This is a genomic window from Mycobacterium sp. NGS62 (assembly GCF_059812285.1).
The window spans coordinates 355842-378500 of the sequence record NZ_JCALCK010000002.1; the positions used below are offsets into that span (position 1 = coordinate 355842).

The window sequence follows — 22659 nt, forward strand, 5'->3', positions numbered from 1 at the left end:
TCAGCCCCCTATGAAACGTCCAGCGAGGTCACCAGAAACTCTTCGCCACGCAGCACCTCGACGTCTGCGCTCTCACACTGCGGACACAGCAGGCACCACTGCGAGGTGATCGTCGAGGGTTGGCCGCACGAACGGCAACGCACCTCCGCGCTGACCAATTCGAGTTCCAGTTCGGCGTCGGGCATGTCCTCGTAATCTCGGACAAGCGTCCAGCAGAACGACAGCGATTCAGGGACCACCTGGCGAAGCGCGCCGATCCGGACGCGGACGACGTCGACGTGGCGGCCATCGGCATACGGCTTGACCGCCCCGGCGATCGCCTGACACAGCGACAGCTCATGCATGGGCGGCCACCGCCGCGGCGAGCTGACGGCACGGGTGGCCCATGGGCACCGTTTTACACCTCGCAGCCCGTCAAGGTGGCCGAGTGGGCGCAACCCGTCGCCCTGGTTATCGGCGGCAGACGCACAATGGAAGACGAGAGAGGAGCCGACTATGGCCATTTCGTTATCGACCACCCTGCAGACCTCATTCGACGACGCGGTTGCCCGGACTCGGCAAGCGCTCGCTGCCAAGGGTTTTGGCGTGCTGACCGAGATCGATATGAAAGCGACGCTGAAAGCCAAACTCGGCGAGGACATGGAGGACTACCTGATCCTGGGCGCCTGCAACCCGCAGTTCGCCCACCAGGCGGTCAACGTCTACCGGCAGATCGGGGTGTTGCTGCCCTGCAATGTCGTGGTGCGCCGAGATCCCGAGGCGCCCGACAGCGTGATCGTCGACGCGATGGACCCGCGACTGATGGTCGAGGTGACCAAGGAGTCCGCACTGGACGACATCGCCAACTCGGTGACCGGGCTGCTGCAAGAAGCGCTCGAAGACCTCGCCGCGCGCCCGGTCTAACCACTTGCACCGGCCCGACGTCGGCGACTAACCTCAATAACCGTGCAACATCTTGCCGTAGTAGCCAGCACCCGCAGCGGGGTCTGATCCAGACCGACCCCCCGCTGTGGGTCGGAAGCTACTACCCGTCGGTCATTCCTGCAGATCAGAGAAGACCGGCTCATGACAATCGATCTCGGCGCCGATACCGCGCCCGCCCCGCCCGAACCGCTACAGGCCCGCTTCCGTGGCGTTCCACTGCCGCGTGAGCTCCGGGAGGACGCCAACACCATGTCGTGGAGCACATTCACCGCCGAATATGCGCCCATCGGCGGGCCGCTGCGGCTGGGCAACTGGGAATGCGCCGACACCGGCCGGCCCGCCACCCGGCTGGGTCCCCAGGCCCGCACCTTTCAGGCCACCCTCGGTATCGGCGACCGCATTGAGACGCTGACCGCCACCGCGACCGGCCCGGTCGCCGCGCTGACCGAGATGCTCTACACGTGCGGCATCGCGGTCGAGACGCTGCACTTTCATCAACTGCGCTCAGACGATGCCATCGCGACGTTTATCCAGGGCAGCGACGGTGCCCATGCGGAGTGGGCGATGGGCTGGTCAGACGACGCGACGGACTCCGCGTTACGTGCGGTGATCGCCTGCGCCAACCGACTGTTGACCTGACCTACTACAGCGGGCGCAGCACGATCGGCATGCCGTCCATCGGGATCGGCATGCCCCCGTAGTCCCAGCGCGGCTGGTAACCCGGCCGGGCCAGCTCCAAGCGGTAGCGGCGCAGCAGCCGGTGGATAACGGTTTTGACCTCCAACCGGCCGAACACCATCCCGATGCACTTATGGGCGCCGCCGCCGAACGGCGCGAACGCGTAACGGTGCTTCTTGTGCTCAACGCGCGGCTCGGCGAACCGTTCGGGGTCGAACTTCCTGGGCTCGGTCCACAGCTCGGGCAGCCAGTGATTCATCCCCGGCCAGGTGACCACATTGGTGCCGGCCGGTACGTAGTAGCCCAGCAGGTCGGTGTCGCGCACGGTCCTGCGCATGTTGAACGGCAGCGGGGTCACCAGGCGCAGCGACTCGTCCATCACCAAGTCCAGTGTCTCGAGCTTCTCCAGCGACTCGATGTCCAGCGGGCCGTCGCCCAGCCGAGCCGACTCGTCGCGGCAGCGTTCCTGCCACTCCGGGTTGGCCGCCAGGTTGTAGGCCATCGTCGTGGTGGTTGACGTGGAGGTGTCGTGGGCGGCCATCATCAAAAAGATCATGTGGTTGACGATGTCCTCGTCGCTGAAGCTGTTGCCGTCGTCGTCGGCGGTGTGACACAGCACGGTGAGCATGTCGGTGCCCTCGGCGTTGCGACGCTCGGCGACTCGCTCGGTGAAGTAGTCCTCGAGCACCTTGCGCGCCCGCAGCCCCTGCCACCATTTGAAGGGTGGGACGGGCGTGCGGATGATGGCCCCGCCGGCGCGGGTGGTGGTGGTGAAGGCCTGATTCACCTTGGTGACGAGGTCATGGTCGGTACCCGGCTCGTGGCCCATGAAGACCACCGACGCGATGTCGAGGGTGAGTTCCTTCATCGCCGGATGGAACAGGAAGCGCGCGTCGTTGGTCGGCCAGTCGTGCACGATGGCCGTCGCGACCCGGTCGATGTGCTCGACATAGCCGGTCAGCCGGGTTCGGGTGAACGCCTCCTGCATGATGCGCCGGTGGTACATGTGCTCGTCGAAGTCGAGCATCATCAGACCCCGGTTGAAGAACGGGCCGATGACGGGATGCCAACCCTCTTGGGAGAAGTCCTTGTTGCGGTTGGAGAAGATGGCCTGGGTGGCGTCGGGGCCGACGGCGACGATCGACGGCAGGATCGGTGAATCGGCGAAGAAAACCGGGCCGCGCGTCTGATACAAGTGCAGCGGGAAGTCGGGGCCTTCCCGGAACATCTCGATGATGTGGCCCAGCAGCGGCAGCCCGGAATCTCCCATCACCGGCTTCAGCCCACTGCCGGGCGGCGGCTCGGCCAACTTGTGCTGCTTCCAGTCGACGGTCAGCAGTCGCTTCTCGATCACCCCCATCCCAGGGATGGTGTTTACCGTCGGAACCAGTCGGCGCTTGGCCTGATCAAGCAGGTAGCGCGGGGTGCTGATGGTCGCCATCGAGGCTCCTTACCGATTGTGGCAGCCGTCACTGAACCCCATCCTGACGGCGAAACTTGACGCCTGTCAAGTTTGCCTTCGCTGGCGCGGCGCCGCCCTACAGCGGACGCAGCACGATCGGCATGCCGTCCACCGGCACGGGCATCCCGGCGTAGTCCCATTTCCCCGTGTATCCCGGGTGAGCCAGCTCCAGCCGGTAGCGCCGCAGCAGCCGGTGCAGGATCGTCTTGATCTCCAGTCGGCCGAACGCCATGCCGATGCATTTGTGCGCGCCGCCGCCGAACGGCGTGAATGCATAGTGATGACGCTTGTGCTCATTGCGCGGTTCGGTGAACCGGTCCGGGTCGAACGTGAGTGGATCCGTCCAGAGCTCCGGCAGCCGATGGTTCATGCCGGGATACGCGATGACGTTGGTGCCCTTCGGTAGGTAATAGCCCAGCAGGTCGGTGTCGCGCACGGTCTGGCGCATCGCCCACTGCACCGGCGTCACCAGCCGAATCGACTCGTTCATTACCAGGTCCAGTGTCTCGAGCTTCTCCAGCGCTTCGATGTCCAGCGGGCCGTCGCCCAGCCGGTCCGACTCGTCGCGGCAGCGGTCCTGCCATTCCGGATGCGCGGCCAGGTGGTAGGCCATCGTGGTGGCCGTGGAGGTGGAGGTGTCGTGGGCGGCCATCATCAAAAAGATCATGTGGTTGACGATGTCCTGGTCGGAGAAGCTGTTGCCGTCCTCGTCCTCGGTCTCGCACAGCACCGTCAGCAGGTCGTTACCTTGCTTGCCGCGCCGCTCCTTGACCCGGGCGGCGAAGTAGTTCTCCAGCAGTTGCCGCGCTTTGAGGCCACGCCACCACGTGAACGGGGGGACGCTGGAGCGGATGATGGCGTTGCCGGCGCGGGTGGTGATCGTGAAGGCTTTGTTCACCTTGGTGACCAGCTCGTGGTCGGTGCCCGGTTCGTGACCCATGAACACCATCGAGGCGATGTCGAGCGTGAGCTCCTTCATCGCCGGGTAGAGCAGGAACCGCGCGTCGTTGACCACCCAATCGTTGGCGACCACTTGGGACACGACCTTGTCCATCTGCTCGACATAGCCGACCAGGCGGGAACGGACGAAGGCTTCCTGCATGATCCGCCGGTGGAACATGTGCTCCTCGAAGTCGAGCAACATCAGACCGCGATGAAAGAACGGCCCGATCACCGGAACCCAACCCTGCTGCGAGTAATCCTTGTTGCGGTTGGAGTAGATGACTTGGGCGGCGTCGGGACCCAGCGCCGCGACCCCGGGCAGCACCGGCGAGTCGCCAAAGACGAGCGGACCTTTGGTGCGGTAGATGAACATCAGATAGTCGGGTCCGCCCCGCAACATCTCGATGACGTGGCCGAGGATCGGCAGCCCGGCGTCGCCCATGACGGGTTTGAGCCCGCTGCCCGGCGGTGGATCCGCCAGCTTTCTCGGCGGAAACTCGGTGTTCAGCAGTCTCCGCTCGACGGCACCCATCCCGGGGAAATTGTTGAACGATGGAGTAAACCGGCGTTTGGCCTGGTCGAGCAGGTAGTTCGGGGTGCTGATGGTCGCCATTGACGCTCCTCACCGATTGTGGCCGCCGTCACTCAAAATCCATCCTCAAGACCGACTTGACGACTGTCAAGTTTCGTTTTTTCCTGGTGTAGTGCAAGGTCGAAGTGTGAGCACACAGCAGGAAGCCCGGCGGACCGCCGATCAGTCTGCAGCTGTGTCCGCCCCGACACGGCGGGGCGACAGGCAGCGGCAGGCGATCGTGCAGGCGGTGCGTGAGCTGCTGGAGGAGAAGCCGTTCGCCGAGCTGTCGGTCAGCACGATCAGCGACCGTGCAGGCGTGGCCCGATCGGGTTTCTACTTCTACTTCGACTCGAAATACTCGGTGCTGGCCCAAATCCTGGCCGAGGCGACCCAGGAGCTCGAAGAGCTCACCCAGTACTTCGCGCCGCGAGGGCCCGACGAGTCACCGGCGGCGTTCGCCAAGCGGATGGTCGGCAGCGCCGCAATTGTCTACGCGCACAACGATCCAGTGATGTCGGCCTGCAATGTCGCCCGCAACACCGACGCCGAGATCCGCGAAATCCTTGACCAGCAGGTCGACGGTGTGATCACTCAGATCATTGGGATCGTCGAGGACGAGTTGACGGCCGGCACCGCGCATCCGATCAGCGACGACATCCCGGCGCTGGTTCGCACGCTCGCGGTCACCACCGCGCAGATGCTCTCCGGAGACACCACCTACCTGGGCGCCGATCGCGACGTCCAGCGTGGGATCCGCGTGCTCGAGCAGTTGTGGCTGGCCGCGTTGTGGGGCGGCCGGAGCTAGCGCGCCGGTATTGTCTACCGCCATGGCTCAGACGACCTACGCGGGTAAGAGGTGTTTTCTCACCGGTGCGGCCAGCGGCATCGGCCGCGCGACCGCGTTGCGGCTCGCCGCCCAGGGTGCCGAGCTCTACCTGACCGACCGCAATGCCGACGGGTTGGCGGAGACGGTTGCCGACGCTCGCGCGTTGGGTGCCCAGGTCCCCGAGCACCGGGTGCTGGATATTGCCAGCTACGACGACGTGGCCGCCTTCGCCGCAGACATTCACGCCAACCACCCGAGCATGGACATCTTGATGAACATCGCCGGCGTCTCGGCGTGGGGGACCGTCGACCAGCTCAGCCACGAGCAGTGGAGCAAGATGGTCGCGATCAACCTGATGGGCCCGATCCACGTCATCGAGACGTTCATTCCGCCGATGATGGCCGCCGGCCGGGGCGGACACCTGGTCAATGTGTCGTCAGCGGCGGGACTGGTCGCGCTGCCGTGGCATGCTGCCTACAGCGCCAGCAAGTACGGTCTGCGCGGGGTATCGGAAGTGCTGCGCTTCGACTTGGCGCGGCACCGGATCGGCGTGTCGGTGGTGGTGCCCGGGGCGGTGCGAACGCCGCTGGTCAACACCGTCGAGATCGCCGGCGTCGACCGCGAAGACCCCAATGTGAGCCGTTGGGTGGATCGCTTCAGCGGGCATGCCGTCTCACCGGAGAAGGCGGCCGAGAAGATCCTGGCCGGAGTCGCCAAGAACCGCTTCCTGATCTACACCTCGGCGGACATCTGGGCGTTGTATACGTTCAAGCGGGCAGCGTGGTTGCCCTATAGCGTGGCGATGCGCCAAGTCAACAGGTTCTTCACGCGGGCAATGCGGCCAAATCCGGTGCCGCGCTAGCGGGCTTTGCCGTCGAGATTGCGCTCAGGGCTGTTGATTTGGCGTCACCCACAACCCTGTGTGCAATCTCAACGCATGGTCAGGCTAAGCGGTCGGCATCTGCAGTTCCAGGCGCACTCCGAGCAGGCGAACCGGGCGATCGAGCTCGAAGAGGTCCAGCACCCGCAGCGCGGCAGCCACGATGACGTCGGGGTCGGTGCTGGGGTGGTCAAGCTTGCGGATTTTGGTGCGGGTGAAAAACGTTGCGGTGCGCATGGTGATGGCCACCCGGGTCACGATGCGCTGTTGAGCGACGACCTCGCCGAGGGCGCGCTGCGCCAATTCGGTTACTGCTGCCTCCATTTCGTTCCGGTCGGTGAGATCACGCGGGAAAGTGATGACGTGGCTGCGTGACCGCGGCACCCATGGCTCGGCGCTGACCGTGTCGGCGCCACCGCCGTTGGCCACCAGCAGCAACCACAGCCCGGTTCGTGACCCGAAGGTCTTTGTGAGCAATTCGGTATCGGCGTGGGCCAGCTGCCAGACGGTGGTGATGTCCAGGGCGGCAAGCTTTTTCGTGGTCTTGGGCCCGACACCCCAGAGCGCGTCGACAGGCCGGTCACCCATCACCGCCATCCAGTTGGCATCGGTGAGCTGATAGATGCCGGCCGGTTTGGCGAAGCCGGTGGCGACCTTGGCGCGCTGTTTGTTGTCGCTGATGCCGACTGAACAGGACAACCCGGTTTCAGTCGAGACGACGGTACGGATCTGTTCGGCGAGCTCTGACGGTTCGTCGACGTCGGCGCCTACGAATGCTTCATCCCAGCCCCACACCTCCACCGGGTGTCCTAGGTCTCGTAGCGCGCCCATCACCTCGGTAGAAGCGGCGTCATAGGCGGCGGCATCCGACGGCAGAAAGGTGGCCTCCGGGCAGCGGCGGGCGGCGGTCCGCAGTGGCATACCCGCGCGCACCCCGGACTGCCGGGCTTCATAAGAGGCGCAGGTGACCACCTTGCGCGGCTCGGTCGGATCACCGCTGCCGCCGACGATGACGGGTAGTCCCGCCAACTCCGGGTGGCGGCGCAGTTCGACCGACGCCAGGAATTGGTCGAGGTCGACGTGCAGAATCCAGCGGGCGGTCATTTCCCGCAGAGCTTGCGCGCCAGGCTTTCCCAGCCGGCGCCCAGCGTCTCGAGCGTCTGGCCGCGGGCAGCGAGTTGATGCTCGACGTAATCGACGTCGAGCAGAGCCAGCAGAGCATCGGTTTGCACGTCTAGGTCGCCGGTGGTGCCGGCTGAGGCCAGCAGCATCCGGACATGGGTGCGTTGCACCATCGCGGCGGCGCTGTAGCGGGTCTGCGGATCGCGGTTGGCCGCCGACAGCAGTGCGTGATGCCGATGGACAAAGCACAGCCGTTCACGCCCGAATGCCACCAGCCGATCCAACGGCGGCGCATCGGGGCCCAATGGTGGCGGGCCGAACAAAAACGCTTGCTGACTGGACCGCTCGTCTTCGTCGAGCAACACCATCATCAATCCGGCCCGGCTGCCGAAGCGGCGGAACACCGTGCCCTTGCCCACCCCTGCCGCGGCGGCAATGTCATCCATGGTGACCGCGTCGGCACCCCGCTCGGCGATGAGCCGGCGGGCCGCTTCTAGCAGCAGCGCGCGATTGCGGGCGGCGTCGCCACGCTCGTTGGGAGTTGAAACGGGCAGCCCACCTCGCCGGTCGACGACGCTCACCATTGCACTGTAACGCGCCCGGAATAAACCGGACTACGGTCCGGTTGCGCCATGCGAGGATGTACCCGGACAAGCCGAAGGGGAATTCGAAGATGCCGGATATCAAGGTATTGGCGCTGGTCGGAAGTCTGCGGGCGGCCTCGGTCAACCGTCAGATCGCGGATTTGGCCGCCGACGTCGCCCCCGACGGCGTCACCGTGACCGTCTTCGACGGGCTCGGCGCAGTGCCGTTCTACAACGAGGACATCGACAATGCCGACGACGTGCCCGCTGCGGTAACCGTTTTGCGGACCGCGGCGGCCGAGGCCGATGCCGCGTTGGTGGTCACACCGGAATACAACGGCAGCGTGCCGGGCGTGCTCAAGAACGCGATCGACTGGCTGTCCCGGCCGTTCGGTAACAGCGCGTTGAAGGGCAAGCCACTGGCCGTCATCGGCGGGTCGATGGGCCGCTACGGCGGCGTCTGGGCACACGACGAAACCCGCAAGTCGTTCGGCATCGCCGGTCCGCGCGTCGTCGAGGCGATCAAACTCTCGGTGTCCCTGGCGTCGCTGAACGGTGTGCACCCACGCGAACATGCCGACTTGGTTTCCAACGTGCGTGACGTAGTGGGCAAGCTCGCCGCCGAGGTGAGCTAGCGCCCAGTCAAGAGTTTGCTGTGGCGAGCCGGAGGAGAATCTCGGGCCGGTAGTTGTCGGTGGCCGGTGATAGACCTGGGCGCATAGTTCGCACCCGGGCCGAAGCAACCGGATTGTGATCTACGACACGCCGACAGCGAGCGTCGCGGTGGGCTTACGACCAGGGAATTTCATGAATGTTGTTCAGAATATCTTGTATCTCTTCTTATTGACGGCCACTAGGTGTAGTGTTCCGGACACCGACAGACCCCAGGTTCACCAGGTCGGCCGGGCCGCGCCAAAAGACTCAATATTTTCGACGACGGGTCGCCGACGCGGTTGGCGACGACGGGAATTTCGGGTCGTGGCGGGGTGCTGAACCAGCAGTGCAGATGCAGTACCACAGTAGTTGCCAGTCCGTGTCAAGTTCGTCATCTTCCACAGAGGAGTGGTATCGCCGATGAGCATCACCGTGTACACCAAGCCGGCGTGTGTGCAGTGCAACGCCACCTATAAGGCGCTGGACAAACAGGGCATCGCTTACGAGAAGGTGGACATCTCGATCGACAGTGAAGCGCGCGACTACGTGATGGCACTGGGTTATCTGCAGGCCCCGGTCGTGGTGGCCGGCAACGAGCACTGGTCGGGCTTTCGTCCGGACCGGATCAAGGCGCTCGCAAGCGCTGCGCTGAGCGCATAGCAGGTCAGGAGATCGCGGTGCAGTCGTGCAGCTTGGTGTATTTCTCCAGCGTGTCGGAGAACACCCATCGCTTCGTGCAGAAGCTGGGCATTCCGGCCACGCGGATACCGCTGCACGGCCGCATCGAGGTGGACCGGCCTTACGTTCTGGTGCTGCCCACCTATGGCGGCGGCCGGGCCACTCCGGATATCAATGACGGCGGATATGTGCCCAAGCAGGTCATCGCCTTCTTGAACAACGAACACAACCGCTCGTTGATCCGCGGCGTCATCGCCGCGGGCAACAACAACTTCGGTGCCGAATTCGCCTATGCGGGCAACGTGGTCTCCCGCAAGTGCGGCGTGCCGTACCTGTACCGCTTCGAACTAATGGGAACCCCGGACGACGTAGAGGCCGTCCGCGCCGGTTTGGCTGACTTTTGGAAGGACGACACGTGCCACCAACCGCCGCAACTGCAGAACGTGTAACGCCGGCCGGGCACAACACGTTGCCGGGCGAGACGGATTATCACGCCCTCAACGCGATGCTCAATCTGTATGACGCCGACGGCAAGATCCAGTTCGACAAGGACCGGGAAGCCGCGCATCAGTTCTTCCTGCAGCACGTCAACCAGAACACGGTGTTCTTCCACAATCAGGACGAGAAACTCGACTACCTGATCCGCGAGAACTACTACGAGCGTGAGGTTCTCGACCAGTATTCGCGCAACTTCGTCAAAACGCTGCTGGATCGGGCCTACGCCAAGAAGTTCCGGTTCCCCACGTTTTTGGGCGCGTTCAAGTACTACACCTCCTACACGTTGAAGACCTTCGACGGGAAGCGGTATCTGGAGCGCTTCGAAGACCGGGTCGTCATGGTGGCGCTGACGTTGGCCGCCGGTGACACCAAACTGGCCGAGCAGCTCGTCGACGAGGTCATCGAGGGCCGCTTCCAGCCGGCCACCCCGACGTTTTTGAATTCTGGGAAAAAGCAACGGGGAGAGCCGGTGAGTTGCTTCCCAGCCGGAACGCCGGTTGATACACCCGAAGGGCCGAAGGCGATCGAGGCTTTGCAGGTCGGTGACCGGGTGCTCTCGCACGACGGATCCTTTTCCGTAGTCGAATCCGTTGTCGAGAACCCCAACGACCAGCCTCTGGTCTCGATTTCACACTTCGGGCACAAAGAGCCGATCCGGTGCACTCCGGAGCATCCGATCCTCGTGTGGACGACCCGTGAGGTCGAGAGTCTCATCGAAGGCGATGGTGCTGATCCATTCAATGGATTTGTATGGCTAGCGGCCAAAGACGTTCAGCCTACGGACTTCATCGTCACGGCGGCGCCGCTGGAGGGGCGCGATCGGCGCGTATATGACCTGATGAAGTATGTCGGCTCGGGCGTGTACGAAGAGGTCGACGGGCTCATCCGCAAGGTCAACTCCGACCAGAAGCACCGCAGCAAGCAGCGCCACTTCATGCGCTTCATTTCCGTGAATCGCTACGTCGAAGAGTCCTACGACCTCGGCCTCATCCTTGGTTGGTACGTCGCCGAAGGTCACATTTCCAAGCGATCAGGGTCTGATGGTGTGACGCCCAACGGTATTCACTTCACCCTCGGCGCACACGAAATCGAATATCAGCAGGAGCTGGCCGCGGCGTTCAAGCGGGTGTTCGCGGCAGATCTTGCTGTCCACCACAGTGTGTCGGACCAGTCGGTGCGGATGGTCTGCAACAGCATGGTCGTCGCCTCGCTGTTCCTCTCCATGGTTGGGACGGGATACCACGCAAAACGGTTGTCCCACGACATCTTGACAGCCGATGAAGAATTCCAGCGCGGACTGTTAGACGGGCTGTTCCGGGGCGACGGGTGCTGCACCACCGGCGGGATGATGCTCGACCTGGTGAACCCGGAACTGATCGATCAGGTTCAACTCCTTCTGCGTCGAGTCGGCATCGTGTCCACAGTCCGTCAGTACGTCAACCAAGCAGGCAACCTGACTGGGCAGGTCTTCGTCCCCGGGCTGCCCGGCACCAATGAAGAATTCATTTTCGATGTCGGCAAGAACCTCTATAACTATGTCGGTCGAAAAGGGTCGTCGCGCAAGACTTACCAGGTGGTAGGTGGGCGGCACGTGTACGGGATTCGCGAGCTGAAGGGTACGCAGGAAATTCCGGGCACGGTGTATAACCTTCACGTCGAGGGCACGCATACCTACACGATTCGTGGCGCAGTTGTCCATAATTGCTTCCTTTTGCGCATCGAGGACAACATGGAGTCGATCGGGCGCTCGATCAACTCCGCGCTACAACTGTCCAAGCGCGGCGGGGGAGTGGCGTTGCTGCTGAGCAACATTCGCGAACACGGCGCGCCGATCAAGAACATCGAGAACCAGAGCTCGGGCGTCATTCCGATCATGAAGCTGTTGGAGGACTCGTTCTCCTACGCCAACCAGCTCGGAGCCCGCCAGGGCGCCGGCGCCGTGTACCTGCACGCCCATCACCCAGACATCTACCGCTTCCTGGACACCAAGCGGGAGAACGCCGACGAGAAGATCCGCATCAAGACGCTCTCCCTGGGTGTGGTGATTCCTGACATCACCTTCGAACTGGCCAAGAAGAACGAGGACATGTACTTGTTCTCGCCCTATGACGTCGAGCGGGTCTACGGTGTCCCGTTTGCCGACATCTCCGTCACCGAGAAGTACTACGAGATGCTCGACGACTCACGCATCCGCAAGACGAAGATCAAGGCGCGAGAGTTCTTCCAGACGGTTGCCGAGCTGCAGTTCGAGTCCGGTTATCCCTACATCATGTTCGAGGACACGGTGAACCGGGCCAACCCGATCGACGGCAAGATCACTCACTCCAACCTGTGCTCGGAAATCTTGCAGGTGTCCACACCGTCGTTGTTCAACGAGGACTTGTCGTATGCAAAAGTGGGCAAAGACATCTCGTGCAACCTGGGGTCGCTGAACATCGCCAAGACGATGGACTCGCCGGATTTCGCGCAGACCATCGAGGTGGCGATCCGGGCCTTGACGGCGGTCTCCGATCAGACGCACATCACCTCGGTGCCCTCGATCGAGCAGGGCAACAACGACTCGCACGCCATCGGTCTGGGCCAGATGAACCTGCACGGCTACCTGGCCCGCGAACACATCTTCTACGGCTCCGACGAAGGCATCGACTTCACCAACATCTACTTCTACTGCGTGCTGTATCACGCACTGCGCGCGTCGAATCGCCTTGCGGTCGAACGCGGTACGCATTTCAAGGGCTTCGAGAACTCCAAGTACGCGTCGGGAGAGTTCTTCGATCGCTACACCGAACAGGGGTGGGACCCCGCGACGCCCAAGGTGCGTGAGCTGTTCGCCGAGGCCGGCATCCGCATCCCGACGCAGGATGACTGGCGGCGGTTGAAGGAGTCGGTGCAGGCCCACGGCATCTACAACCAGAACCTGCAGGCGGTGCCGCCGACCGGGTCGATCTCCTACATCAACCACTCGACGAGTTCGATCCACCCGATTGTGTCCAGGGTCGAGATCCGCAAGGAAGGCAAGATCGGCCGGGTCTACTACCCGGCGCCGTACATGACCAACGAGAACCTGGAGTACTACCAGGACGCCTACGAGATCGGCTACGAGAAGATCATCGACACCTACGCGGCGGCCACTCAGCATGTGGACCAAGGGCTTTCGCTGACGTTGTTCTTCAAGGACACCGCCACCACCCGCGATGTGAACAAGGCGCAGATCTACGCCTGGCGCAAGGGCATCAAGACGCTGTACTACATCCGGCTGCGCCAGATGGCATTGGAGGGCACCGAGGTGGAGGGCTGCGTCTCCTGCATGCTGTAGTAAGGGCTTCGGTCGAGTGGCCACTTGATGCACGCAATTCAGCATTTCGCGTGACATAGGTGGCCGCTCGACAGCAAAGGTAAAGTTGCTTGCCGTGGTGAGAATTCCCCGGCCCCATCCCGGCGCCAAGCCGGGCGGCAAGGTCGACGCACGCAGCGAGCGCTGGCGCGAGCACCGCAAAAAGGTTCGGGGTGAAATCGTCGAGGCGGCCTTCCGCGCCATCGACCGGCTAGGGCCAGATCTCAGCGTCCGCGAGATCGCCGAAGAGGCCGGCACCGCCAAACCCAAGATCTACCGACACTTCCACGACAAGTCGGATCTGTTCCAGGCAATCGGGGAACGTCTGCGCGACATGTTGTGGGCGGCGGTCTTCCCATCGGTCGACTTCGCCACCAACTCGGCCCGGGACATCATCCGGCGCAGCGTCGAGGAGTACGTCAACCTCGTCGATCAGCATCCCAACGTGCTGCGGTTCTTCATCCAGGGCCGCTTCCCGGAGCGGTCCGAGTCCACGATGCGTGCTTTGAACGAGGGCCGCGGCATCACGTTGGCCATGGCCGAGATGTTCAACAACGAGATGCGGGAAATGGACCTCGACGCCGCCGCGATCGAACTCGCCGCATTCGCCGCGTTCGGTTCGGCGCAATCGGCCACCGACTGGTGGCTCGGCCCCAAGCCCGGCAGCCCGCGGCGCATGCCCCACGACGAATTCGTGGCGCACCTGACGACGATCATGATGGGCGTCATCAGCGGCACCGCCGAGCTGCTGGGCATCGACCTGGACCCCGATTTGCCGATTCACAAGGCGGCGCCGCGCGACACCGCCGCGAGCTAGTTGTCCCCGCGGCGGACGAGCAGGGCGAGCAGCGCGCCGATGCCGGCCGCTACCGCGGCCACGATCATCGAAGCGTGCAGGCCGACCATGAACGCGCCGTGGCTGCCCTGCGCCACCGCGTGTGCCAGCGGTGCCGGCATACCGGGAGCCGTCGGTGAAACACCTTGGGCGACTAGCTCTTTGGCAGCTATCAACTTTGCGGCCACTGGTGCGGGTGTACCGGCGCTGGTGAGCTGGTCGACGAGGACCGAACCGACCCGGCTGGACAGCACCGAGCCGAGGATCGTCGTGCCCAGCACCCCGCCCAGCTGCACAGCGGTGCTTTGCAAGCCGCCGGCCACCCCGGCGTCGTCGACGCTGGCGTTGCCGATGATGGCGTCCGAGCTGGCGGTCAGCACCAGCCCGATGCCCGCGCCCAGCAGCACAAATGCCGGCCACAACGCCGAATAGCCGGAATCGGCTCGCAAAAACGCCAACGAGAACAACCCGGCCGCAACGGCAGCCAACCCGACCACCATCGCCGGGCGCGGACCGAATTTCTCGGTGAGCCATCCGGACAGCGGTGCGGTGACCATCAGCGCCACGCTCAGTGGCAGCGTGCGCACACCGGTTTCGACAGGGGAGAAGCCCTGCACGTTCTGTAGGTACAGCGACAGGAAGAACACCGCACCGAACAGCGCGAAGAAGTCGATGACGACGACGGCGGTGCCGATCGACAGCGACCGGTTGGCGAACAGCCGGATCGGCAGCAGCGGTTCAGCCGTCCGCAACTCGATCAGTACAAACACTGCCACCGCGGCCAACCCGGCCAGCAGTACCAGCAGGGTACGGCCCGCCAGCCAGCCCCAGTTCTGAGCCTTGATCAGGCCGAAGACGATCAAAAACAGCCCACCGGACAACGTGGTGATGCCGGGAACGTCCAGACGGTGTTCACCACCGCTGCGGCTCTCGACGATGGCCCGTCCGCCGATCAACAACGCCGCGGCGGCGATCGGCGCATTGATGTAGAACACCGATTGCCAGCTGACGTGCTCGACCAGTAGCCCACCGACGATGGGCCCGGCGGCAATCGACACACCCGACGCCGCACCCCAGATTCCGACGGCGGTGTTGAGCTTTTCGGGCGGGAACGTGGCACGCACGATCGCCAGTGTGCTCGGCATCAAGAGTGCACCGAAGACGCCTTGCAGCGTGCGCAGCGCGATGACGCCGGCGACGCTGCCGACTAGACCAATCGCGACGGACGTTGCGGCGAAACCGAGCACGCCGACGAAGAACACCTGCCGGCGCCCGAAGCGGTCGCCGAGTTTTCCGCCGAAGATCAGCAGCGAGGCCAGCGCGAGCATGTAGGCGTCGGTGATCCACTGCAGGTCCGACAGCGACGCCCGCAGATCGGTGGCGATGCGCGGGTTGGCGATGGCCACCACGGATGCGTCGAGGCCCACCATGATGACGCCGATCGACACGGCGATCAACGTCCACCACGGATTGCCCCGTATCCCACGGTGGCCGGGCGCCCGATGCCGGGCTCCGCGGGTCAGTTCGGGGGCGGTCAGGATGACGGCCATGTATGAGCTCCATTCATATGTGGAGGGTGATTACCACTTACGTCCAGCTCGACGATACGCATAAGTGGATGCCACCCTCCAGTTCAGCGGGTATGGTTGGCCTGTGATTTCAGGCGCATCCGGGCGCGCGAAGGGAGCCAGGCCACTTCGGGCCGACGCGAAGCTCAACCGGAACCGGATTTTGGCCGCCGCCGCCGAGTTGTTCGCCGAGCGCGGCCTGTCGGTGCCGCTGGAAGAGATCGCCAACCGCGCCGGGGTGGGTGTGGCCACGCTGTACCGGCGCTTCCCGACCCGCGCCGATCTGGCGGCCGCCGCGTTCGAGCGCAACATGTCCCGCTACACCGAGGCGGTAGACGGGGCGCTCGCCAATCCCCGCGCCTGGGAGGGCTTTCGGACGTTGGTCTTCGAGTTATGCGCGCTACAGGCGAGCGACGCCGGTCTGCGTGATTTGTTGACCACGGCGTTTCCGGCCAGCAGCGCCGTTGAGCAACGCACCAACGAGACCGTCGAGAAGGTCAGGGTGCTGATCGGCCGGGCGCAGGCCGAGGGGAGTCTGCGGCCGGATGTGGCCGTCGCCGACATCGTCGTCATGCTGATGGCCAACGCCGGCGTGTTGAGGACCACCGGTAGCGCGGCCCCGGACACCTGGCGCCGGTTCGCGGCGTTGATGGTCGACGCGTTTCGCACCCGGCCCGACGTGCCGCTACCGCCCGCTCCGCCTGAGCAGCAGCTGCGTCAGTCGATCGCCTTGCTCACCGACGGGCGCTGAAGTATCCGGTACCGGCGTTCCCAGGTAGGATCGACATTTATGACGATCGCCGAGTCGGCGCCGCAAACTCAGGCGCAGCAGAGCCCCGTGCATACCCGCGCAGTCATCATCGGAACCGGCTTTTCCGGCCTGGGGATGGCCATCGCGCTGCAGCGCCAGGGGGTTGACTTCGTCATCCTGGAGAAGGCCGACGACATCGGCGGCACCTGGCGGGACAACAGCTACCCAGGCTGCGCATGTGACATCCCGTCGCACCTGTATTCGTTTTCATTTGAACCGAAGCCGGACTGGAAGAACCCGTTCTCCTACCAGCCCGAGATCTGGGACTACCTGAAGGGCGTCACCGAGAAATACGGCTTGCGCCGCCACATTCAGTTCGATTCGCTGGTCGATCGTGGCCACTGGGACGATGACGAGCTCCGCTGGCATGTGTTCACCGCCGACGGACGTGAATACGTCGCCCAGTTCCTCATCTCGGGGGCCGGGGCGTTGCATGTCCCATCTTTCCCCCAGATCGAGGGACGCGACCAATTCGCCGGCCCCGCTTTCCATTCCGCGGAGTGGGACCACAGCGTCGACCTCACCGGCAAGCGGGTGGCGATCATCGGGACCGGTGCCAGCGCCATCCAGATCGTCCCTGAAATTGTCGGGCAAGTCTCCGAACTTCAGCTCTACCAGCGCACCCCACCGTGGGTAGTGCCCCGCTCGAATCCCGAAATCCCGTCGGCGCTGCGGACGGCCATGGAAAACGTTCCTGGGCTGCGTCCGCTGGTGCGCCTGGCGATCTACTGGGCGCAGGAGGCATTGGCGTTCGGGATGACGAAGCGTCCTAATGCGCTGAAATTCATTGAGGCGTATTGCAAGTGGAACATCTGGCGCTCGGTGCGAGACCGAGAGCTGCGCCGCAAGCTGACCCCCAAATACCGCATTGGTTGCAAGCGAATCCTGAACTCCTCGACGTATTACGCGGCGGTGGCCGCCCCTAATACCGAAGTGATCACCGAAAGCATCACGCGCATCACGCGCGACGGGATCGTCACCGCGGACGGCACCGAACACCCAGCCGACGTGATCGTCTACGCCACTGGCTTCCACGTCACTGACTCCTACACCTACGTCCAGATCAAGGGGCAGCACGGCGAGGATCTGGTCGATCGGTGGAACCGCGAGGGCCTCGGCGCCCATCGCGGAATCACCGTCGCCGACGTGCCCAACCTGTTCTTCCTGCTGGGCCCGAACACTGGGCTGGGCCACAACTCCGTGGTGTTCATGATCGAATCGCAGATCCGCTACGTCGCCGACGCGATTAAGACGTGTGACAAGCGGGGAGCGCAGGCGCTGGCTCCGACCCGCGAGGCGCAGGACCGCTTCAACGACGAGCTGCAACGCAGGCTGGCCGACTCGGTATGGAACACCGGCGGCTGCAGCAGTTGGTATCTCGACGAGCACGGCAAGAACACGGTGCTCTGGGGCGGCTACACCTGGCAGTACTGGCGGGCGACCCGCTCGGTCAAGCCGGAGGAGTACCAGTTCTTCGGGATCGGCGAGGGCTCACGCGCCGCCCGCAAGGCCGCCATCCAGTAGGCGCGCAAAAGCCGTCGCGGCCGCGTCGACGCCGGCTTCGTCGCCGGTGGCCACGAGGTCCAGCAAGAGCCCCCGAATCACGGCCAGCCCGAGCCGTGCCATGGCGGGGTCGACTGGGCCGTCGGCGACTTCCTTGGCCTCGGCCAGCCATCCGTCGACGGCGCCGGGAACCATTCGGACGAAAGGCTTTTCGCCCTGGACGGCGCGGGCGTAGCACTCAAAGAAGAGGCGCTCGAATTGCCGCAGTTCGGGCCGCCGCAAATCGTTCCACATAGCGGCAAAGCCCTCTGACAGGTTGGTGGGCAGGTCGCGCAAGAGCGCCATCTGGCGGCGCTCGACGTCCTCGACGATCGCCACCAGCAGGTCCTCCCGAGACCCAAAGTGGTGCAGCAACATCCGATGGCTGGTGCCGACGGCGGCGGCTACGTCGCGCAGCGAACGGTCGCCGACGCCGCCCGCGGCGAACTCCGCGACCAGCGCGTCGAGGAGCTGCCGGCGCCGTTCCGCGTCAGGGGTGCGAGCCATTGGCCCGGCTGAGTTGCTCAGACCGGGCCTTGAGTCCTTGGGCCTCGAGTTTGAGATAACGCTTGGTCATCGATCCCATCAGCCGCGCGACCAGAGCGCCGAGCGGGCCGCGCTGGTCGAGCCGCTGGCGCACCAGGGTGCGGCCGCCGGGTTGGGGGATCACCTCGTGGCGGGCGGTGGTCGACGCGCCGGGCGCGCGCTGCACCCACGTCCACGACGAGCCGGGCTCGACCTCGGTGACCTGCCAGACCAGCTTCGACATGCGCGGCTGCTTGATCGCGAAGCGCTTGCCGACCGCGAGCCCGGCGCCGTCCACCGCGGCCAGCGACGTCACCGACGCCGTCCACTCGGGCCAGCGCTCGACGTCGCTGAATACCTGCCACACCAGTTGCGGCGACGCATCGATCTCGACAGTGTCCTCGGTAATCATGTACCAAATGGTACATGTTGCGTCGTCTGTTGAATAGAGGTCTAGCCCGGGCGGCTGCCAATTTCCAAACCCGCCAACTGCGTTGTGCCATCGAAAATGATGCGGCCCCATTCGCGGACCGTGCAGCGCAGAGCGCCGGCCAGATATTCGTAGTCGGCGTCGATGTTGCGGCGTTCTGCGGGCAGCGGTACTGGAAGCACGTGCGGACCCGCCTCATCGCCACGCCCATCTAGCTCAACGCGGTAGCGTGCGCTGCGGGCATCAACCCGCCACCGTCGGCCATCGCAATTGGACGACACCCACGCGGGGGGAGTGATGCGCAGGACCCGATCCTGTAGTCGCACAACAACTCCGGTCACCTCCCGTCGCAGCGGCCCGAGCTCCAACAGGCCCCCCGAGAACACCACCGAGACGTCGGCTTCACCGAAATCGTGAGCCTGACCCCACCACCAGCGACGTGGGAAACCCGCTCCCCAATTGCGTTCGCAATACAACGTGGCGTCGGTAAACCGCCAATGTTGGTCTCCACACGTCACTGTTCCCGAAGCCTTGGCGTCCAGCCGGTACGGATGCCAGTATTGATTCAAGAAAGGCACCGACGAGACGACTCCGCCCCCGGCAAATGCCTTCGGCCATCCGAATTCTCGGGTGACGGTGAGATCCACCGCGCTGTCGCCGATGGCCATCGCCAGCCGCTTGCCGTTGGCCTCGACGAAGTCAGTGCCCGCGCGGGCAATGACCGAAAATTGCGAGCGGTCAGCACTGACGCCCTCGATCGCAGCAGAATGCACCACGCCGCCCGGATGCAACGCAATCGCGGCAGTCGACCAGTCGCCATCGGGGTGTCGGTTTGCGCTGCACAAAGCCACTACCACGCGTCCGCGCGAGGGGTCGGAAAGTCGCCAGAACCAGCCCTCCATTTCGGTGCCGTGCGAAGGCAGCGGATCGCCGAACGGCACATCCGCTCCCGTTCGGCGATAGAGGGAAACAAGTCGCTGCGCCGCAGGTGTAATCGAGCCGAGGATGTTCACGGCTCTTGCGATACCCCCGCGCGCGGCGCTCGAACCCGGGCGACTCGCACGACACGGCAACACAACTTCTTGTGTTGCGGCTACTTGTCGCACCCCAGGGGTAGTGTTTGAGGTCCGAACACGGCCAACGACATGTCCTGGTGAAGTGGGGTTCTGGTGACCGAAAAAGTGAAGCTGATCGATCGGGTCTCGGCGATCAACTGGAACCGGGTGCAAGACGAGAAGGACGCCGAGGTCTGGGACCGGTTGACCGGCAACTTCTGGTTACCGGAGAAGGTGCCGGTGTCCAACGACATCCCGTCCTGGGGGACGCTCACCGCACACGAGAAGCAGCTGACCATGCGGGTGTTCACCGGGCTGACGCTGCTGGACACCATCCAGGGCACGGTCGGGGCGGTCAGCCTGATTCCCGACGCGCTGACGCCTCATGAGGAAGCCGTCTACACGAACATCGCGTTCATGGAGTCGGTGCACGCCAAGAGCTACAGCCAGATCTTCTCCACGCTGTGCTCGACCGCCGAGATCGACGACGCCTTCCGCTGGTCGGAGGAGAACACCAACCTTCAGCGCAAAGCCGAGATCGTGATGCAGTACTACCGCGGCGACGAGCCGCTCAAGCGCAAGGTGGCCTCCACACTGCTGGAGAGTTTTCTGTTCTATTCCGGGTTCTACCTGCCGATGTACTGGAGCAGTCGGGCCAAGCTGACCAACACCGCCGACGTGATCCGGCTGATCATCCGTGACGAAGCGGTGCACGGCTACTACATCGGCTACAAGTACCAGCGCGGTTTGGCGCTCGAAGACCCGGCGACGCAAGCCGAATTGAAGGACTACACCTACGAGTTACTCTTCGAGCTCTACGACAACGAGGTGGAGTACACCCAAGACCTCTACGACGAAGTCGGGTTGACCGAAGACGTCAAAAAGTTCTTGCGCTACAACGCCAACAAGGCGCTGATGAACCTCGGATACGAGGCGCTATTCCCGCGTGACGAGACCGATGTCAACCCGGCGATCCTGTCGGCGCTCTCGCCCAACGCCGATGAGAACCACGACTTCTTCTCCGGCTCGGGCTCGTCGTATGTGATCGGCAAGGCGGTCGTCACCGAGGACGAGGACTGGGACTTCTGAACATCGGCCGCCATCGAGCGGCTGGTAGCCCGCCGAGCAGTGAGATCAGCAGTACGCTCAACCCGTGCCGGAAACGTCATACGCATCGTGTGGCGATCTCAGCCTGGCGTATCAGGTATTTGGCGACGCGCCTGTCGAGCTCGTCGTCGTCAACCCGTTCGTCAGCCACATCGAGCTGGCCTGGACCCTCCCCCAATTCAAAGCGTTCATGGAGCAGCTCGCCACGTTCTGTCGCGTCCTTTTGTTCGACAAGGCCGGAGTCGGGCTTTCCGATCCGGTGCCGAAAGTTCGCACGCTGGATGATCGGGTGGCCGAGATTGAGGCCGTCATGGACGCCGTCGGTTTCGGACAGGCAGTCGTCTCCGGTCTGAGCGACGGTGGACCGGCCGCCATGATGTTCGCGGCAACACGACCGGAGCGAGTGCGCGCGCTGATCCTCTGCGCCACATACGCGTTCAATCCGGGCGAGTGGGCCGACATGGAGCGCGGGCCGGCCGAGTTGCGGGCGCGCTACGTCGCCGAGGTGGGCGAGGACTACACGCCGTCGATTGAACAGCTCGCCCGCTGGTTGGAAGCTTGCCGCGCTGTGCGCTCCGGGTGGGGCACCGGTGCGGCAGCCAGCATCAGCGCGCCGTCGGTCCGGTCGATACGCCAGCTCGCAATGCTGGAGCGCATGGCCGCCAGCCCGGGGATGGCGCGGGCGTCATTCGAAGCGGCCTTCTCGACCGACGTGCGACCGATCCTGTCAACGATCACCGTGCCAACTCTCGTTATCCATTCCCGCCAGGACCCCGCGGTCCCGGTGCAGGGCGGTCAGTATCTCGCCAGTCACATCCCCGGCGCGCGATACCTGGAGGTCGAGGGTGTGGACCATGCACCCTTCTTGACCGAGCCCGACAAGATCCTGACTGGGATCGAGGAGTTCCTCACCGGCAGCCATGCCGCGCCTGCACAGTCGCATCGCGCCCTGCGCACCGTGTTGTTCACCGACATGGTCGCCTCGACCCAACATGCCGCGGCAGCGGGCGATGAGCAGTGGCGCGCGGTGCTGCACCGCTTTGGTGAGATCACCGCCGAACTCACGCAACGGTTCGACGGCACGGTGGTCAAGAGCACCGGCGACGGCCACCTCACCACGTTCGACGGCCCGACGCAGGCCATCCGCTGCGCCGAGGCGCTGCGCGCTGACGCCGAGACCCTGGGCATCCAGATTCGCGTCGGCATCCACACCGGCGAATGCGAACTACTCGACAACGACATCGGGGGAATCGCGGTACACATCGCGGCGCGGATCCTCGGTCATGCAGGCCCGGGCGACATTGTCGTGTCCCGCACCGTGCGTGACCTTGTCGTGGGCTCGGGCACTGGCTTCGAGGACCGTGGCAACGTCGAACTGCGTGGCGTGCCGGGCATTTGGCAACTGCTGGCGGTGGATCGCCGCGGCCCGCGGGCGGGATCGCCCGAGGCGGAACTGGCGTCAATGCCCACTCCTGGCCGTCGGACCGCGATGCACCGCTCGGACCGTGCCGTGGAGCTGATCGCGACGCGTGCACCGTGGCTTCTCCGCGGGGTGGCGCGCCTCGCCCCGGCCACCGGCCGCAGATGAACAGCCGGAGTCAGCTCGGTTCGACTGGGATCTAGCCTGACC

Annotated in this window: 21 protein-coding genes and 3 pseudogenes; 15 read left to right on the plus strand and 9 right to left on the minus strand. The window is 64.3% G+C overall.

Annotation, left to right across the window (positions count from 1 at the left end; genetic code table 11):
• Nucleotides 1-8 precede the first annotated feature (8 nt).
• A complete protein-coding gene (locus tag AC5Y49_RS06585; protein WP_499885078.1) occupies nucleotides 9-344 on the minus strand; it encodes a hydrogenase maturation nickel metallochaperone HypA in 336 nt (111 codons plus the stop codon).
• 151 nt (nucleotides 345-495) lie between these two features.
• On the opposite strand from AC5Y49_RS06585, the gene AC5Y49_RS06590 reads away from it, so the two are divergent.
• Together AC5Y49_RS06590 and AC5Y49_RS06595 are read left to right on the plus strand one after the other, a co-directional pair.
• Complete coding sequence (locus AC5Y49_RS06590) at nucleotides 496-903, plus strand: DUF302 domain-containing protein (protein ID WP_499885081.1); 408 nt, start codon at nucleotides 496-498, stop codon at nucleotides 901-903.
• Between the two features lie 162 nt (nucleotides 904-1065).
• Nucleotides 1066-1563, plus strand: a complete 498-nt coding sequence (locus AC5Y49_RS06595) for a homocitrate synthase (RefSeq protein ID WP_499885084.1) — start codon at nucleotides 1066-1068, stop codon at nucleotides 1561-1563.
• Between the two features lie 4 nt (nucleotides 1564-1567).
• On the opposite strand, the gene AC5Y49_RS06600 is transcribed toward AC5Y49_RS06595, so the two are convergent.
• Together AC5Y49_RS06600 and AC5Y49_RS06605 are read right to left on the minus strand one after the other, a co-directional pair.
• The gene (locus AC5Y49_RS06600) at nucleotides 1568-3043 is read right to left on the minus strand and encodes a cytochrome P450 (RefSeq protein ID WP_499885086.1); all 1476 of its coding nucleotides are present in this window, start codon (nucleotides 3041-3043) and stop codon (nucleotides 1568-1570) included.
• A gap of 97 nt (nucleotides 3044-3140) precedes the next feature.
• A complete protein-coding gene (locus AC5Y49_RS06605) occupies nucleotides 3141-4619 on the minus strand; it encodes a cytochrome P450 (protein WP_499885088.1) in 1479 nt (492 codons plus the stop codon).
• 154 nt (nucleotides 4620-4773) lie between these two features.
• Between AC5Y49_RS06605 and AC5Y49_RS06610 the strand changes: the two genes are divergently transcribed.
• Together AC5Y49_RS06610 and AC5Y49_RS06615 are read left to right on the plus strand one after the other, a co-directional pair.
• On the plus strand, nucleotides 4774-5385 hold the full coding sequence (locus AC5Y49_RS06610) for a TetR/AcrR family transcriptional regulator (protein WP_499886286.1): 612 nt from the start codon (nucleotides 4774-4776) through the stop codon (nucleotides 5383-5385).
• A gap of 22 nt (nucleotides 5386-5407) precedes the next feature.
• Nucleotides 5408-6268: an SDR family oxidoreductase gene (locus AC5Y49_RS06615; protein ID WP_499885090.1), complete on the plus strand. Its 861-nt coding sequence runs from the start codon at nucleotides 5408-5410 to the stop codon at nucleotides 6266-6268.
• An 84-nt stretch (nucleotides 6269-6352) separates the two neighbouring features.
• Here AC5Y49_RS06615 and AC5Y49_RS06620 read toward each other — a convergent pair whose 3' ends face one another.
• Together AC5Y49_RS06620 and AC5Y49_RS06625 are read right to left on the minus strand one after the other, a co-directional pair.
• Nucleotides 6353-7390, minus strand: coding sequence for a DNA polymerase IV (locus AC5Y49_RS06620; RefSeq protein ID WP_499885094.1), 1038 nt, complete (start codon nucleotides 7388-7390; stop codon nucleotides 6353-6355).
• Nucleotides 7387-7989: a TetR/AcrR family transcriptional regulator gene (locus AC5Y49_RS06625; protein ID WP_499885097.1), complete on the minus strand. Its 603-nt coding sequence runs from the start codon at nucleotides 7987-7989 to the stop codon at nucleotides 7387-7389. The genes AC5Y49_RS06620 and AC5Y49_RS06625 overlap by 4 nt, the downstream gene beginning before the upstream one ends.
• 92 nt (nucleotides 7990-8081) lie before the next feature.
• On the opposite strand from AC5Y49_RS06625, the gene AC5Y49_RS06630 reads away from it, so the two are divergent.
• The 7 genes and pseudogenes from AC5Y49_RS06630 to AC5Y49_RS06660 all read left to right on the plus strand — a co-directional run bounded on the left by AC5Y49_RS06630 (nucleotide 8082) and on the right by AC5Y49_RS06660 (nucleotide 13973).
• Entirely contained in the window at nucleotides 8082-8627 is a 546-nt protein-coding gene (locus AC5Y49_RS06630) for an NAD(P)H-dependent oxidoreductase (protein WP_499885099.1), read from the plus strand.
• 439 nt (nucleotides 8628-9066) lie between these two features.
• Nucleotides 9067-9306: a glutaredoxin-like protein NrdH gene (gene nrdH / locus AC5Y49_RS06635; RefSeq protein ID WP_499885102.1), complete on the plus strand. Its 240-nt coding sequence runs from the start codon at nucleotides 9067-9069 to the stop codon at nucleotides 9304-9306.
• A 17-nt stretch (nucleotides 9307-9323) separates the two neighbouring features.
• Entirely contained in the window at nucleotides 9324-9773 is a 450-nt protein-coding gene (nrdI, locus tag AC5Y49_RS06640; protein ID WP_499885103.1) for a class Ib ribonucleoside-diphosphate reductase assembly flavoprotein NrdI, read from the plus strand.
• Nucleotides 9740-10303, plus strand: a pseudogene (locus AC5Y49_RS06645) (ribonucleotide reductase N-terminal alpha domain-containing protein); the annotation flags it as partial. The gene nrdI and the pseudogene AC5Y49_RS06645, both read left to right, overlap by 34 nt.
• Nucleotides 10292-11497 (plus strand): annotated as a pseudogene (locus AC5Y49_RS06650) (LAGLIDADG family homing endonuclease); the annotation flags it as partial. The pseudogenes AC5Y49_RS06645 and AC5Y49_RS06650, both read left to right, overlap by 12 nt.
• A 24-nt stretch (nucleotides 11498-11521) precedes the next feature.
• Nucleotides 11522-13138: pseudogene (nrdE, locus tag AC5Y49_RS06655) on the plus strand (class 1b ribonucleoside-diphosphate reductase subunit alpha); the annotation flags it as partial.
• Nucleotides 13139-13232: 94 nt separating this feature from the next.
• Nucleotides 13233-13973: a TetR/AcrR family transcriptional regulator gene (locus AC5Y49_RS06660; RefSeq protein ID WP_499885106.1), complete on the plus strand. Its 741-nt coding sequence runs from the start codon at nucleotides 13233-13235 to the stop codon at nucleotides 13971-13973.
• On the opposite strand, the gene AC5Y49_RS06665 is transcribed toward AC5Y49_RS06660, so the two are convergent.
• Nucleotides 13970-15541: an MFS transporter gene (locus tag AC5Y49_RS06665; protein ID WP_499885108.1), complete on the minus strand. Its 1572-nt coding sequence runs from the start codon at nucleotides 15539-15541 to the stop codon at nucleotides 13970-13972. The two genes, AC5Y49_RS06660 and AC5Y49_RS06665, sit on opposite strands and share 4 nt — an antisense overlap.
• A gap of 103 nt (nucleotides 15542-15644) precedes the next feature.
• Here AC5Y49_RS06665 and AC5Y49_RS06670 point away from each other — a divergent pair, with 103 nt between their 5' ends.
• Nucleotides 15645-16310 carry a TetR/AcrR family transcriptional regulator gene (locus AC5Y49_RS06670; protein WP_499885110.1) on the plus strand — a complete coding sequence of 222 codons (666 nt, stop codon included), beginning with the start codon at nucleotides 15645-15647 and terminating at the stop codon, nucleotides 16308-16310.
• A gap of 39 nt (nucleotides 16311-16349) precedes the next feature.
• Complete coding sequence (locus tag AC5Y49_RS06675; RefSeq protein ID WP_499885112.1) at nucleotides 16350-17894, plus strand: flavin-containing monooxygenase; 1545 nt, start codon at nucleotides 16350-16352, stop codon at nucleotides 17892-17894.
• On the opposite strand, the gene AC5Y49_RS06680 is transcribed toward AC5Y49_RS06675, so the two are convergent.
• Genes AC5Y49_RS06680 through AC5Y49_RS06690 form a run of 3 tightly spaced genes read right to left on the minus strand, consistent with a single transcriptional unit; the run spans nucleotide 17862 to nucleotide 19808 of the window.
• Nucleotides 17862-18419 (minus strand): TetR/AcrR family transcriptional regulator, encoded by a 558-nt coding sequence (locus AC5Y49_RS06680; protein WP_499885115.1) that lies wholly within the window; start codon nucleotides 18417-18419, stop codon nucleotides 17862-17864. The two genes, AC5Y49_RS06675 and AC5Y49_RS06680, sit on opposite strands and share 33 nt — an antisense overlap.
• Complete coding sequence (locus AC5Y49_RS06685; RefSeq protein WP_499885118.1) at nucleotides 18403-18849, minus strand: SRPBCC family protein; 447 nt, start codon at nucleotides 18847-18849, stop codon at nucleotides 18403-18405. Before AC5Y49_RS06685 ends, AC5Y49_RS06680 begins: the two co-directional genes overlap by 17 nt.
• Before the next feature lie 41 nt (nucleotides 18850-18890).
• Nucleotides 18891-19808, minus strand: coding sequence for a tocopherol cyclase family protein (locus AC5Y49_RS06690; RefSeq protein ID WP_499885119.1), 918 nt, complete (start codon nucleotides 19806-19808; stop codon nucleotides 18891-18893).
• Between the two features lie 228 nt (nucleotides 19809-20036).
• Between AC5Y49_RS06690 and nrdF the strand changes: the two genes are divergently transcribed.
• Together nrdF and AC5Y49_RS06700 are read left to right on the plus strand one after the other, a co-directional pair.
• Nucleotides 20037-21011, plus strand: a complete 975-nt coding sequence (gene nrdF, locus AC5Y49_RS06695) for a class 1b ribonucleoside-diphosphate reductase subunit beta (RefSeq protein WP_499885123.1) — start codon at nucleotides 20037-20039, stop codon at nucleotides 21009-21011.
• 64 nt (nucleotides 21012-21075) lie between these two features.
• Entirely contained in the window at nucleotides 21076-22617 is a 1542-nt protein-coding gene (locus AC5Y49_RS06700) for an adenylate/guanylate cyclase domain-containing protein (RefSeq protein WP_499885125.1), read from the plus strand.
• Nucleotides 22618-22659: the final 42 nt, after the last annotated feature.